General features: G+C 33.7%; 12 protein-coding genes. 4 read left to right on the forward strand and 8 right to left on the reverse strand.

What is annotated here, in order from left to right; genetic code table 11:
• A partial coding sequence (locus FWJ34_RS13345) for a biopolymer transporter Tol (protein WP_308255819.1) occupies positions 1 to 395 on the forward strand: 395 nt, incomplete at its 5' end.
• 369 nt (positions 396 to 764) lie between these two features.
• On the opposite strand, the gene FWJ34_RS13350 is transcribed toward FWJ34_RS13345, so the two are convergent.
• From FWJ34_RS13350 to FWJ34_RS13385, 8 genes are all read right to left on the reverse strand, one after another.
• Entirely contained in the window at positions 765 to 1,364 is a 600-nt protein-coding gene (locus FWJ34_RS13350) for a Uma2 family endonuclease (protein WP_308255820.1), read from the reverse strand.
• A 71-nt stretch (positions 1,365 to 1,435) separates the two neighbouring features.
• The gene (locus FWJ34_RS13355) at positions 1,436 to 1,573 is read right to left on the reverse strand and encodes a hypothetical protein (RefSeq protein WP_308255821.1); all 138 of its coding nucleotides are present in this window, start codon (positions 1,571 to 1,573) and stop codon (positions 1,436 to 1,438) included.
• A gap of 30 nt (positions 1,574 to 1,603) precedes the next feature.
• A complete protein-coding gene (locus tag FWJ34_RS13360; RefSeq protein ID WP_308255822.1) occupies positions 1,604 to 1,816 on the reverse strand; it encodes a hypothetical protein in 213 nt (70 codons plus the stop codon).
• Positions 1,817 to 1,850: 34 nt separating this feature from the next.
• Positions 1,851 to 3,608 (reverse strand): ABC transporter ATP-binding protein, encoded by a 1,758-nt coding sequence (locus tag FWJ34_RS13365; RefSeq protein WP_308255823.1) that lies wholly within the window; start codon positions 3,606 to 3,608, stop codon positions 1,851 to 1,853.
• 170 nt (positions 3,609 to 3,778) lie between these two features.
• Entirely contained in the window at positions 3,779 to 4,123 is a 345-nt protein-coding gene (locus FWJ34_RS13370; protein ID WP_308255824.1) for a phage holin family protein, read from the reverse strand.
• A gap of 186 nt (positions 4,124 to 4,309) precedes the next feature.
• Positions 4,310 to 4,789, reverse strand: a complete 480-nt coding sequence (ribH, locus tag FWJ34_RS13375; RefSeq protein ID WP_308255826.1) for a 6,7-dimethyl-8-ribityllumazine synthase — start codon at positions 4,787 to 4,789, stop codon at positions 4,310 to 4,312.
• Between the two features lie 248 nt (positions 4,790 to 5,037).
• Complete coding sequence (gene psbZ, locus FWJ34_RS13380) at positions 5,038 to 5,226, reverse strand: photosystem II reaction center protein PsbZ (RefSeq protein WP_308255827.1); 189 nt, start codon at positions 5,224 to 5,226, stop codon at positions 5,038 to 5,040.
• A gap of 207 nt (positions 5,227 to 5,433) precedes the next feature.
• Positions 5,434 to 7,953 carry a glycogen/starch/alpha-glucan phosphorylase gene (locus FWJ34_RS13385; protein WP_308255828.1) on the reverse strand — a complete coding sequence of 840 codons (2,520 nt, stop codon included), beginning with the start codon at positions 7,951 to 7,953 and terminating at the stop codon, positions 5,434 to 5,436.
• A gap of 411 nt (positions 7,954 to 8,364) precedes the next feature.
• Here FWJ34_RS13385 and FWJ34_RS13390 point away from each other — a divergent pair, with 411 nt between their 5' ends.
• The 3 genes from FWJ34_RS13390 to FWJ34_RS13400 form a co-directional block, all read left to right on the forward strand.
• Complete coding sequence (locus FWJ34_RS13390) at positions 8,365 to 11,160, forward strand: hybrid sensor histidine kinase/response regulator (protein WP_308255829.1); 2,796 nt, start codon at positions 8,365 to 8,367, stop codon at positions 11,158 to 11,160.
• A 91-nt stretch (positions 11,161 to 11,251) separates the two neighbouring features.
• Positions 11,252 to 11,803 carry a hypothetical protein gene (locus FWJ34_RS13395; RefSeq protein ID WP_308255830.1) on the forward strand — a complete coding sequence of 184 codons (552 nt, stop codon included), beginning with the start codon at positions 11,252 to 11,254 and terminating at the stop codon, positions 11,801 to 11,803.
• Positions 11,804 to 11,874: 71 nt separating this feature from the next.
• Positions 11,875 to 13,144: calcium-binding protein (locus tag FWJ34_RS13400; RefSeq protein WP_308255831.1), on the forward strand; the 1,270-nt coding region annotated here is incomplete at its 3' end.

Raw genomic sequence — 13,144 nt, forward strand, 5'->3', positions numbered from 1 at the left:
GTCGTTGGTTAGCAATGGTTTCAAATCGTTATGGACGTAGAGAAGTTTTATTGTATGACTTACAACAACAATCTTTTGTCGATTTACCCGGTTTTAATTTAGGTAATGCGATTACCGATAGTCCGAGTCTTAGTCGTACGGGTAGATATATTGTCTATATTTCTAGTATTCAAGGGCGACCTGACATTTTTTTATACGATAGAGCTACAAAACAAACTCAGTTATTGACTCAAGGTTATCGTAGTTGGTTAAGAAATCCTCGTATTAGTCCTGATGGTCGTTATATTGTTTTTGAAACTGCTCGTCGTGGGCAATGGGATATAGAAGTGATGGATTTAGGTGCAAATATAGAACTAGATCAAGTAGATGGAGTCGTAGAAAATCAAGCACCCTAATGATTAGGGAATCAGTTATATCACCTCAGTTCGATATAAAATTATCGGTGAAGGTGAGACGAGGAGACGCTCTTTGAGAATAGACTTAAATATTATTAAAATTGATTTTCTATAATTAGGGGCTGCTGAATTAATGAGGAAGCTATAAAAATAAACGATTTAAACACACTACATTAACAGTTGAGTTATTTTGACAACAATCTCCCCCATCTCCTTCTCACCTCCCACCTCCCTGTCTTGCCTCCATTAGTTTTATTCTGTCGAACTCAGGTAATATCAGGTTTGCTTAAACAGTTATAAGAAAATTCATTTCCTAATTTAATATTTTAATTCTTAATAATTATCAAAGGCGATCGCCTGATTTTATGGTTAATCATTAAACTGAAAATTTACTTTTTTATAAAGTGTTTTTAAACTAATTTCAAGGTTAATTGACTCTAATTTTACGGTGGCATCTTCACCGATATAATCTGTTAATAACCATTTATTTTCTGGTGTTTTAGTAAACTGTTTAACATAATATTTATACTGATCAATTAAGATATATTCTCGTAAACTAGGTAAAGTTCGATAACTATCAAATTTATCATTTTGGTCATAATCTTTAGTAGAATTAGATAAAACTTCGACAATTAAAAGAGGATTAATAACGGTATTTTTTCCGTTACCTTCATACACTTGCTCACCTTCAATTACCATCACATCAGGATAAGTATAACGATGATATTCTTCAATCCATAACCGCACGTCTCCTATATAAATTTGATAATTTTCTTCCTCTAAAAAAGATAAAAAAAGAGATGCAATTTTTAGTGCTAAAATATTATGATTAGTTGTACCGCCTGTCATTTTAATAATTTCTCCATCATGATATTCGTGCTTTTCTTCTGCATTTTCCTCCAATGCTAAATATTCTTCAAGGCTATAAACTTTTTTTTCTTCTGTTTTAATCGGAGTAGCTACTATCATTTTTCTTTATTTATTTTAGCAGTTTTCATATTACAAAAATAATTGTAATAGTTTAATTATGATTATTTTATTTAAAAGTAATTAATAATGGTGAAGAAATATAACTTTTCATCACGATGGCGACTAATTAATAATTCAGCTAAAGAAATACTTTTATTATCGTCTTTTGTTAAATCTAATACTAGTTTGAGTAAATTAATTTTATTCATAATATTGCCCTCAATATTTTATTTCTTTTGTTAATTTTGTTCAGAGAGGGCTACTTTTTTGACGAATTCAAGATCTAAGTTTAAGGCTATAGCAATTTGTTCTACTGTTAAACCAAGATTAAGTAAGTTAGGGATAGTTTCTAATTTGCCTTTAATTTTGCCCTCAATTTCTCCTTCAATTTTACCTTCACGATAAGTGTCTTGATAAAAACGAGTTTTTTTGAAATCACTTAAAGTAAACATTTTATCTAATTCCTCCTTAAATTAAGTATTACTTCTAATATATTCCTGTTTGTACTCGCCATAAACTTTGATAAATACCTTTTTGGTTGACTAATTCTTCATGACTTCCTGATTCAACAATTTTTCCTTTATCTAACACATAGATACAATCGGCATGGCGAATGGTAGAAAGACGATGGGCTATCATAATTGTTGTACGGTTTTCTGTAATCTGTTTTAATGATTTGGCGATCGCAGCTTCCGTGTCATTATCCACAGCAGAAGTAGCTTCATCAAGGATAAGAATAGGAGGATTTTTGAGAATTGCCCGTGCAATGGAAAGCCTTTGGCGTTGCCCTCCTGAAAGTTTTTGCCCCCTTTCACCGACAATGGTATCATAACCTTGAGGTAACTCGATGATAAAATGGTGGGCTTCTGCCATCTTAGCCGCATTAATAATATCTTCTTCAGTAGCGTTAGGGCTACCATAAGCAATATTTTCCCTCACGCTACCATGAAATAAAAACACATCTTGACTGACTAAACCAATAGCACGGCGTAAATCATATAAAACAATATCTTTGAGGTTGATGCCGTCAAAGGTGATATTACCTGATTGGATTTCATAAAAACGTAACAATAACTTAACTATAGTACTTTTTCCTGAACCTGTCGAACCAACAATGGCAATGGTGGAAGTGGCGGGAATCATCAAGTTAAAATTTTCGATAACGGATTCTCTTTGATGGTAAGCAAAAGTGATGTTACTAAATTCAATTTCTCCTTTTACCATAGCTAAAGATAAAGGTAAATCTCCTGAATGAATCGTCATAGGGGTATCTAACACATCCATTACCCGTGAAGTGGAAGCCATCGCCCGTTGATATAAATCAAGGGTATCTCCTAAACGAGTCAAAGGCCATAGTAACCGTTGCGTCATAAAAACTAACACACTATAAGTACCTACTGTCAAATTACCTTTTTCGACTTCTAAACCACCAAAAAGTAAAATACCAGTAAATCCTGCCAAAATAACAAAACGAATTAATGGCACAAAGGCGGCACTTAAAGTTATCGCTTTTTGATTACTTTGTAAATACGCCTCACTATCTTTTCTAACTCGTTCAATTTCGTATTCTTCTGTGGTAAAACTTTTTATAGTGGTGATGCCAGTCAAATTATTAGCTAAACGACTGTTAAGCAGACTGACTTTTTCTCTCACCGCCATATAACGAGGGGCGAGTAACTTTTGAAAAGCGATCGCACCCCATATAATTACAGGAATAGGAATAATAGTCATCCATGCGGTATTAGGAGTTAAGAAGAAAAAAGCACCACTGATAACGATAACGGTAGTTAAAACCTGTAAAATTTCATTCGCTCCAACATCCAAAAATCTCTCTAATTGGTTAATATCATCATTAAGAATTGCTAAAAGTCTTCCAGTGCTGTTATTCTCGAAGTATTCCAACTCTAAATTTTGAATATGACGATAGGCATTAAGCCGTAAATCGTGTTGAATATTTTGAGCTAGGTTACGCCATAGACGTTGGTATGCATACTCAAAAACCGATTCTAAACCCCAAATAATAGCTGATAAGATAGTTAAAATCAATAATTGGTCAAAAACTTCCTTAACACCGAATCTAGCTATAAAAGAATCTTGTCGTTTTACTACCACATCCACCGCCGCACCAATTAAGACAGGGGGTGCTAAATCAAACAACTTATTTAAAATCGAACAAGTTACAGCTTGATAAATAGACGTTTGATATTTATGGGAATATTTGAGTAAGCGAGATAGGGGAGACATTTATTAACGGGTGATGGGTGATAAGTAGGGGTGCGTCAAAAAGTATGAGTTATGATTTTCAGTTAAATAAATTAAACCCTAGTTTTTAGTTTATTATAAAGCGGTTTATGGGCTGTATCCCTAATTCATAATTCCTCATTTCTAATTCCTCATTCCTCATTTCTCATTATTTATGACTTACCAAGAATGTTACTTAAGAAACTAGACACAATAGAAACTAAAATTGAGCCTAAAAGGGCATCGATAAAATTATTAACAGAAAAGTTAGGGGTGAAATAAGCAACTAAATAAAAACAAATAGCATTGATAACGAATAAAAATAAACCAAGGGTAAGAATTGTTGCAGGAAGGGTAAATAAAATTAAAATTGGCTTAACAATAGCGTTTACTATGCCAAAAACAAAAGCACCAATAAAAGCCGCCGAAGTCGTACTAATTACAATACCCGGCACTATTTTCGATGTCACAATCATAGAGATGGCAGTGACAATTAAAGTAACGATAAATTCCATCATAACTATATTTTTTCTAAAACTAAAAGCTATATATAGTCTAAGTTAACAAAAATAATCAGTGAAGTGAGCTTTTAACGGTAAATGGATAAAGTAAATTTTGTGTAACAATGGGTAAGTTTTAGATAACAGAAGGAAGATAAAATCTTTAAATATCTCCCATAATTGTGAGGGGTGTATTCTCTTTTTTTAGGGAATTTGTTTCATCAGGGTAGCCATTTCTAACGCATTCATGGCATAACCCCAGCCATGATTACTTTTTATTCCCGCTCTTTCTAAGGCTTGTTGCATGGTATCAGTAGTTAAAATACCGAAAATAATCGGCACTCCCGTTTGTAAACCTACGGCAGCTATCCCTTTGGCAACTTCATTACTTACATAATCAAAATGAGGTGTATCTCCTCTAATAACTGCACCTAAACAAATAATAGCATCATAACGATCAGTTAAGGCTAATTTTCGAGCTACTAATGGCACTTCAAAACTACCCGGCACCCAGACATAATCTACTTGATTACCTTCAGGGTTTATATCAACACCGTGTCTTTTTAGACAATCTTGACAACCTGCTAATAATTTATTCGTGATTAAATCATTAAAACGCCCTATAACTAAGGCAAAACGGAGGCTAGATATATCTTGATTAAAATTTCCTTCAAAAACTGCCATTTATCCTCATAAATATTTTTGTTTTTAATAATTTGGTGAGCAAAAATACTTATGATTTATTAAGCCACAACGCATTCAAGTTTTAGATCAATATATTATTTATTGAAAGTAAACTTTTAAATCTCTTAGTTTCCTCGTGTTTTAGTCCGGTATTCATCGACAAACTATATACGTTTCAGCTTATTGACTTTTGCCCACCTAGATAAATCTCAAAATAGATACTCAATATTTCTTAACAAAAAGTTTTTTTAAACTACGAAAAAGTTCAACACCGCCACTGCAATTACTAAAACAATCCATAAGCCTGAGCCTAAATATAGTAAAGGTTTTGACTGTTCCCAATTCTGAGGAGAAGCATAAGCAACGGGTACATATACTATCAAAACAAAAGAGAAAAACACTAAAGCTGTTAAAAGTAATTGGAATAATATTGACATTTTTTAAATCTCCTGAAATATAGATTATTTTACTAACTAAACTTTCTTAGATTAGTTTATGCTAATTTGTGCCATTATGATTAATTAATTATTCTTGGCAAAACTTCTGTGCATCAATGATATTCTCTCATTTAAAGATCAAGTGGATTATGGATGATGTATTAGCCATCAGTATTATTTTAAATTACTTATTACTTATTACTTAATCTATCCTTGGTAATCCTCTAACTCAATTTTCACAGGTTTTACATTCCAAATCTCGTTACAGTATTCATTTATAGTGCGATCGCTAGAAAACTTAGCCATACGAGCGCTATTTAAGATAGACATTCTAGTCCATTTTTCTTGATCTTTATATGCCAAAGCTACTTCTTTTTGACACTCAACATAAGAATGGTAATCTGCTAATAACATATATTGATCATCATATAAAAGGGAATCAACGATGGGTTTAAATATTTCTTTATCGCCGTGACTGAAATAACCATCAGCAATACGATCAATTACTTCTTTTAATTCTGAATTAGTTTCATAGTAGTGACGAGGGTTATAACCAGATGCTTTATATTTATAAACTTCTTCAGCCGTTAAACCAAATAAAAAGAAATTTTCTGCCCCCGCTTCTTCCCGAATTTCGATGTTAGCACCGTCTAAAGTGCCGATAGTTAATGCACCATTCATGGCAAATTTCATATTACCAGTACCTGATGCTTCTTTTCCTGCGGTAGAAATTTGTTCAGAAACATCAGCAGCAGGATAGATTTTTTGTCCTAAAGAAACGTTAAAGTTAGGTAAAAATACGACTTTTATTCGCCCTCTGATGTCTGGATCTTTATTGACTACATCAGCAACACTATTGATTAATTTAATGATCAATTTTGCCATAAAATAACCGGGTGCAGCTTTGCCTCCAAAAATAAAAGTATGGGGAGTAATGTTGAGTTCAGGATTACGTTTGATGCGATTATAAAGAGTGATAATATTTAAAACATCTAAATGTTGACGTTTATATTCATGAATCCGTTTCACTAAAACATCGAAAATAGAGTTAACATTAACTTCAATTCCTCTTTGTTTGAAAATATATTCAGCTAATCGTTGTTTATTCGCTTGTTTAATATCACGCCATTGACGACAAAAATCAGCATCATCGATATATTTTTCAATTTCTTGAATTTGACTTAAATCTTTTACCCAACCTTCACCAATTCTCGAAGTAATGAGTTTAGACAATTCAGGGTTACTTAATACCATCCAACGGCGAGGAGTTACACCATTGGTTTTATTGTAGAATTTTTCAGGCCAAAGGAAAGCAAAAGCGCTGAGAGTATCTTGTTTGAGTAATTCTGTATGTAAGGCAGCAACACCGTTAATAGCATGACTACCAACACAAGCTAAATTTGCCATGCGCACTCGTTTACCACCATTTTCACCGATGATGGATACTTGAGAAAGTAAATCTTCATTACCCGGATACCATGTGCGTATATCGTCAAGGAAATGATGATTGATTTCGTAAATAATTTCTAAATGACGGGGAAGGATTTTTTTAAATAGACTAACATCCCAAGTTTCTAACGCTTCAGGCATTAAGGTATGGTTAGTGTAAGATAAGGTTTTTTGGGTAATATACCATGAACGATCCCAATCGATACCGTGTTCATCCACAAATAAGCGCATTAATTCCGCTACGGCGATAGCCGGATGAGTGTCATTAAGTTGAATAGCGATTCTTTCGTGGAAATTATCTAAGTTTTTATTATTGCGCAGATGAATATTGATTAAATCTTGCAAAGATGCAGAAACAAAGAAATATTGTTGAGCGAGTCTTAATTCTTTTCCGGCGGGAGTGTTATCATTAGGATAAAGTACTTTTGAAATTGTTTCCGAGTTAATTTTTTCTTCCACAGCACGATCATAGTTACCAGCGTTAAAGGCTTCAAAGTTAAACTCTTCACTAGCTTCTGCTTTCCATAAACGGAGAGGGTTGACGGTGTTAGTTTTATAACCCGGTACTGGAGTATCATAAGGAATAGCGATCACTGTGCGCTCAGGTATCCATGAAACACGATAGTGTCCTTTACTGTCATGATAACCTTGAGTGTAACCACCTAATTTCACTGGTACGGTTTCACTAGGGCGAGGTAATTCCCAAGGATTACCAAATCTTAACCAGTTATCGGGCATTTCTCCTTGCCAACCGTCTCTTAACACTTGATAAAAAATGCCAAATTCGTAGCGAATACCGTAGCCAATGGCAGGAATTTCTAAACTAGCGAGAGAATCGAGAAAACAAGCCGCTAATCGCCCTAAACCGCCATTTCCTAAGCCCGGATCTGGTTCTTGTTCGATTAATTCCTCTAAATCTAAACCTAATTCAGCGATAACAGTTTTAACTTGTTCGTAAATATCGAGGTTAACTAAATTATTACCTAAATATCTACCCATTAAAAATTCGGCGGAGAAATAACAAACTAATTTCGTTTGGGGATTTTTTTTATAGGTATCCGTAGTTTTTAAGAAACGTTGCAGTAACCTGTCTCGAATAGTATAGGCTAAAGCTACATAATAATCATAATCAGATGCTTGATTGCGATCAATTCCTTGAATATAGAATAAGTTGTCTAAAAAAGCTCGTTTGAGAGTTTCCGAACTCATGCCCGTGCGATCGTCTTCTACTTTAATCGTAGGGGTACAAAATAATTCTGAAGTAGTTTCTAGTGTCATATAGATGATAAATACTCTTTATATTTACTTTTAAGGTTATACGATTTTTTCTTCATGGGATTATTTTTTTGTCAGATTAGCATTCATTATTGATTTGAAAAATCTGCTAGTAACTTAATCTTATTATTTTTAATCATTTTAGGGAAATTAGTTATATCTTAAATATAGAACATAAAATTTATTGTCACTTAATGGTTAATTTATTGTGAGGTTAACAATAAATCAGAATCAGAAAAGATAAATAATAATATGCTCCAATAAGTACTTGGATAGAATAAATTGTATATAAGTAAACAGTTTTAACCCCTTGTTCTCCTAGATTTATCCAACAATAAAATACACTATTAATTTTGTCTATCTACTTATTGCTTTAGTTTATATGTATTAATATAAAAAACACGGGAGACGGCTATGATACAAGATGAAGAATTAAGAGAAATTTACAAAACCTCTAGTCAAGAACATTTACAAAAAATAGAAACGGGCTTATTAGAGTTAGAAAAACATCCCGAAACTTTAGATTCTATTGAAGAAATTTTACGAGAAGCTCATAGTTTAAAGGGTGATTCTCGCATCGTTGAAGTAGAATCTGTCGAAAATTTAGCTCATTCCATTGAAGATATTTTAGGGGATATTAAAAAACACGAATTAACTTTAACTCCTGAAATTAGCGATCGCCTTTATGAAACTTTAGACGCAATGAAAAAATTAGTTCATGAAGCCGTTACCGATGAGCCTAGTGGTATTAACCCTGATTCTACCCTTGATTTATTGTTAGATAGTGTTTATGGTGAGCAAGAATCTTTTCCTGTAAATACCACATTTTCGATGAATGTAACAAAAATTGATCCTCATCCTGTATATATTGAAGATGATGAATTGAGAGATATATATCATATCACCACCAATCAGCATCTTGATAATATTATTTCTACCATCGAATATTTAGAAAATAATCCCCAGGATAAAGCCGAAAAATTTGACTATTTATTAAGAGAAATTCACAGTGTCAAAGGCGATTCTCGTATTATGGGAGTAGAAAGTATCGCCATAATTACAGATTATTTAGAAACCTTAATTAAACAAGTAGAAAGGGAGGAAATTTCCCTACTTGATAGTAATGGTAATGAGCAAATTTCGACAAAGATTTATCAAACTTTAGATGGTGTTAGAGAAATAGTCACCGAAAGTGTCACAGGAAATCCAAGTAACATTAATCCTAACGAACTTTTAGCATTATTAATTCCTCAAAAAGAAAGTCAGTCTTCTGTTAATGATATTTCTTTTCTGATAGAAGATATAATTGCTGATGATGAAAACACCATCGCCTTCTCAGAACCTGACATTCTCAATGAACAAGTAAATTTATCTCCATCACCATCGGAAGAAATATCTATCACAAAAAAAACCGAGCCTAAAACTGTAATTAAAAATAATAAGTCAAAAACTTTTTCAAAACTGCCTCCACAAGACCAAAAAGCCGGAGAACCCTATAAAATTGATACTATTAGGGTGCAGACTCGTCATTTAGACGCTTTGATGACTCAGACGGGAGAATTAACCGTTACGAAAATCAGAATCGCCCATTTTGCCTCTCAAATGGAACAAATCGCCAACCTTTGGGAAGACTGGAAAATGGGTAAAATGCAAAAACGTTATCGCAAGGGTAATGCTTATCTCAATGAAGATGACACTTTTCAAAATCGCATTGAAAATTTAATACAAGATTTGCGATCGACAGCTCACGACAATAGTACTCGTTTGGATTTAATCGCCGATGAATTAGAGTCGAAAATTAAAACCCTGCGATTATTACCATTATCCAACGTGTTTAATTTCTTTCCCCGCTTAGTGAGAGATTTATCTAAACAGGAAGAAAAACAAATCGAGTTAATTATCGAAGGGGAAGAAACCGTTGCCGATAAATATATTTTAGAAGAAATTAAAGATCCCTTAATGCACATGATTCGTAATTGTATCGATCATGGTTTAGAAACTCCAGCCGAAAGAGAAAGACAAGGCAAAAACCCAACCGGTACAATTTGGTTAAAAGGTTATCAAACTGCCAGTAATATCTTTATTGAAGTCAAAGACGATGGTAGAGGGTTAGATATTGAAAAAATAAAAGAAACAGCTATTCGTCGGGGGATGTATAAACCAGAAGAATTAAACGCCATGACAAAAAGTCAGATACAATCCCTGATTTTTGAACCTGGTTTTTCTACTCGTACATTTATTACCGAAGTTTCAGGTAGAGGTGTTGGTTTAGATGTCGTACATACTAATATTGAACGATTAAAAGGCAGTATCGATATTGTCTCAGAAAAAGGTCAAGGTACAACTTTCCGTATTCAAATAGGCACAACTTTAGCAACAGCTAACGTTTTATTAGTCAAAATCTTTGGTATTACCCAAGCTATACCCATTGAATTTGTCCAAACCTCTTTATTAATTGCCCCTGAAGACATTTTTTTAATCGAAGGAAAACAGACTATAACCCTTGATGGTGCTGCAATTTCCGTAGCTTTCTTGTCAGAATTACTAGAATTAGGGGTTTCACAGGAAGAAAATAAATCTGCACAAAAAAATATTCCTTGCGTTTTAATCAAAATCGGAGAAGAATTATTTGGTTTATTAGTAGATGAAGTTACTGATACTCAAGATGTAGTAATTAAACCTCAAAGTAAACTTTTGAAACGAGTGCGTAATGTTTCTGGTTCAACAATTCTTGGTACAGGAGAAGTATGTATGATCCTCAATCCCCAAGACTTATTAACCTCTATTCAAAAACGTAATTTAACAGTTACCATTGCTCGTAAAGTAGATAAAGATAAAGTCAAAGAACGTGCTACTATCTTACTAGCTGAAGATTCCATTGCTACCCGTACCCAAGAAAAACGTATTTTAGAGGGAGCAGGATTTGAAGTTATCACTGCCGTTGATGGTTTAGACGCATGGCATAAAATTAAAACTCGTCAATTTGATGCGGTAGTTTCCGATATTCAAATGCCAAATTTAGATGGTTTAGAATTTACCACAAAAGTACGACAGGATCATCAATTTAGCGAATTACCGATTATTTTAGTCTCTTCTCTAGCTTCCGATGATGATCGAAAACGAGGGGCAGACGCTGGAGCAAATGCTTATATCATAAAAGGTAAATTTAACCAAGACATACTTATTGAAACTTTACATCGTCTAATTTAAGTAGGGTGGGGTTTGCATCGCATTTTACAATAACTTCCACTGGTTCGGAGAATATGGGTTAGTTAATGCAGGGGAAACCGTTGGTAGTGAAATGAGAGAAATCGGTGTTTTTTTCATTCCCCAAAAACCAGTACCCACAACCCCTGACACTCTAGGATTATTAGGAAAATTAGCTCAAACTAGCTGTTTATTCGAGGTGTTTAGAAACCCCATTGAGATTCATCAAATTATTGAATATCTGAGTAAATTATTTGATGTACAAGGAAAACAACGAAGAGAAAAACGTAAAAATAAAGAGATAATATCTGACAATGAAATACCTTTTTTATGGATTTTAACACTAACTTTATCAAGTAATAAATTGGAAAGTTTTTCGGCTCAATTAAACGAAAAGATTTATGGCAATGGAGTATATTTATTTCCAGCTTCTTTGCAAACGGGCATAGTTGTAATTCATCAGTTACCAGTAAATCAAGAGACTTTATGGTTGAGGATGTTAGGGAAAGGAAATATACAGCAAAAAGCCATTGAGGAATTAAAAAATCTACCGCTAGATTATCCCCATAAAGACAACATAATTGAGCTAGTCTTAAATTTATTAACCATGTTAGAATCGAATCAAAAAGAAGGAAACATTTTATAACCGAAAGTCAGCAATTTTCTCAAAATAATGTTAGTTGTATAACTGTATAAAATTTAACCAGATCATGTACTATGGCAGTATTTATAGGTACAAACGGCAACGATATACTCCCACCCCCTCTCAGTGATCTTACTGGCAATGATTCCCTCAGTGGTTTAGCTGGAAATGATAGCCTTTTGGGAGGAGGAGGTAACGATACCCTCAACGGTGGTATAGGAAATGATACGATGGTGGGCGGTGCGGGTAATGATACTTATCTTGTTGATAACACGGGAGACAACATAACTGAAAATCTCAATGAAGGAACAGACACAGTACAATCCTCTATTACTTATACTTTAGAGGCAAACTTAGAAAACCTAACCTTAACAGGCAGTAGTAACATTAATGGATATGGAAATAATTACGATAATCGTATTACCGGAAACACTGGAAATAATATAATTGATGGTTTTGGAGGAAATGATACTCTTATTGGTGCTGGAGGAAATGACACTCTTATTGGTGGTGAAGGAAATGATACTTTAATCAATCGTTTTGGAAATGTCTATGGTGGAGAAGGAACAGATACCCTGATTCTTGACTATAGTGGACTTAACTATGGAGATAAAGGTATTTATAATGATGCTAATCGCATTCGTCCCATGGCTGATAGCAATGCCTCTTTCCTTTATTTTGAAAACATTGAACGTTTTAATCTGATCGGGACAAACTTTAACGATTATTTTACCATAGATCAGGGAAATACTTTTGATGCCATTGGGGGAGTAGATGGTTTTAATCTTAACCTTAGTAACATCACAGAAGCCGTTAATCTGAATATGACTCAAAGTGTTAACGTCAATGTGGCTAATACTTTAGTGAAGAATTTTGAATACATAAATACCATCAAAACGGGAAGTGGTAATGATACCTTTATTTTAGGAACGGCGGCTTATAGTTCTAACAATGATAGTAGTAAAATCTATGGTGGAGAAGGAACAGATACTCTGATTCTTGACTATAGTGGACTTAACTATGGAGATAAAGGTATTTATAATGATGCTAATCGCATTCGTAGCATTCTTGATACCAATGCCTCTTTGCTTTATTTTGAAAACATTGAACGTTTAAATCTGATCGGGACAAACTTTAACGATTATTTTACCATAGATCAGGGAAATACTTTTGATGCCATTGGGGGAGTAGATGGTTTTAATCTTAACCTTAGTAACATCACAGAAGCCGTTAATCTGAATATGACTCAAAGTGTTAACGTCAATGTGGCTAATACTTTAGTGAAGAATTTTGAATACATAAATACCATCAAAACGGGAAGTGGTAATGATACCTTTATTTTAG

The sequence above is a fragment of the Geminocystis sp. GBBB08 genome (assembly GCF_016743215.1).
In the GTDB taxonomy this organism is placed as follows: Bacteria; Cyanobacteriota; Cyanobacteriia; order Cyanobacteriales; family Cyanobacteriaceae; genus Geminocystis.

What these genes read in the sequence shown, in the direction of transcription:
- FWJ34_RS13350 (WP_308255820.1), bottom strand. Translation starts at nt 1,364, where the DNA reads ATGATAGTAGCTACTCCGATTAAAACAGAAGAAAAAAAAGTTTATAGC.
- FWJ34_RS13355 (WP_308255821.1), bottom strand. Translation starts at nt 1,573, where the DNA reads ATGAATAAAATTAATTTACTCAAACTAGTATTAGATTTAACAAAAGAC.
- FWJ34_RS13360 (WP_308255822.1), bottom strand. Translation starts at nt 1,816, where the DNA reads ATGTTTACTTTAAGTGATTTCAAAAAAACTCGTTTTTATCAAGACACT.
- FWJ34_RS13365 (WP_308255823.1), bottom strand. Translation starts at nt 3,608, where the DNA reads ATGTCTCCCCTATCTCGCTTACTCAAATATTCCCATAAATATCAAACG.
- FWJ34_RS13370 (WP_308255824.1), bottom strand. Translation starts at nt 4,123, where the DNA reads ATGATGGAATTTATCGTTACTTTAATTGTCACTGCCATCTCTATGATT.
- ribH (WP_308255826.1), bottom strand. Translation starts at nt 4,789, where the DNA reads ATGGCAGTTTTTGAAGGAAATTTTAATCAAGATATATCTAGCCTCCGT.
- psbZ (WP_308255827.1), bottom strand. Translation starts at nt 5,226, where the DNA reads ATGTCAATATTATTCCAATTACTTTTAACAGCTTTAGTGTTTTTCTCT.
- FWJ34_RS13385 (WP_308255828.1), bottom strand. Translation starts at nt 7,953, where the DNA reads ATGACACTAGAAACTACTTCAGAATTATTTTGTACCCCTACGATTAAA.
- FWJ34_RS13390 (WP_308255829.1), top strand. Translation starts at nt 8,365, where the DNA reads ATGATACAAGATGAAGAATTAAGAGAAATTTACAAAACCTCTAGTCAA.
- FWJ34_RS13395 (WP_308255830.1), top strand. Translation starts at nt 11,252, where the DNA reads ATGAGAGAAATCGGTGTTTTTTTCATTCCCCAAAAACCAGTACCCACA.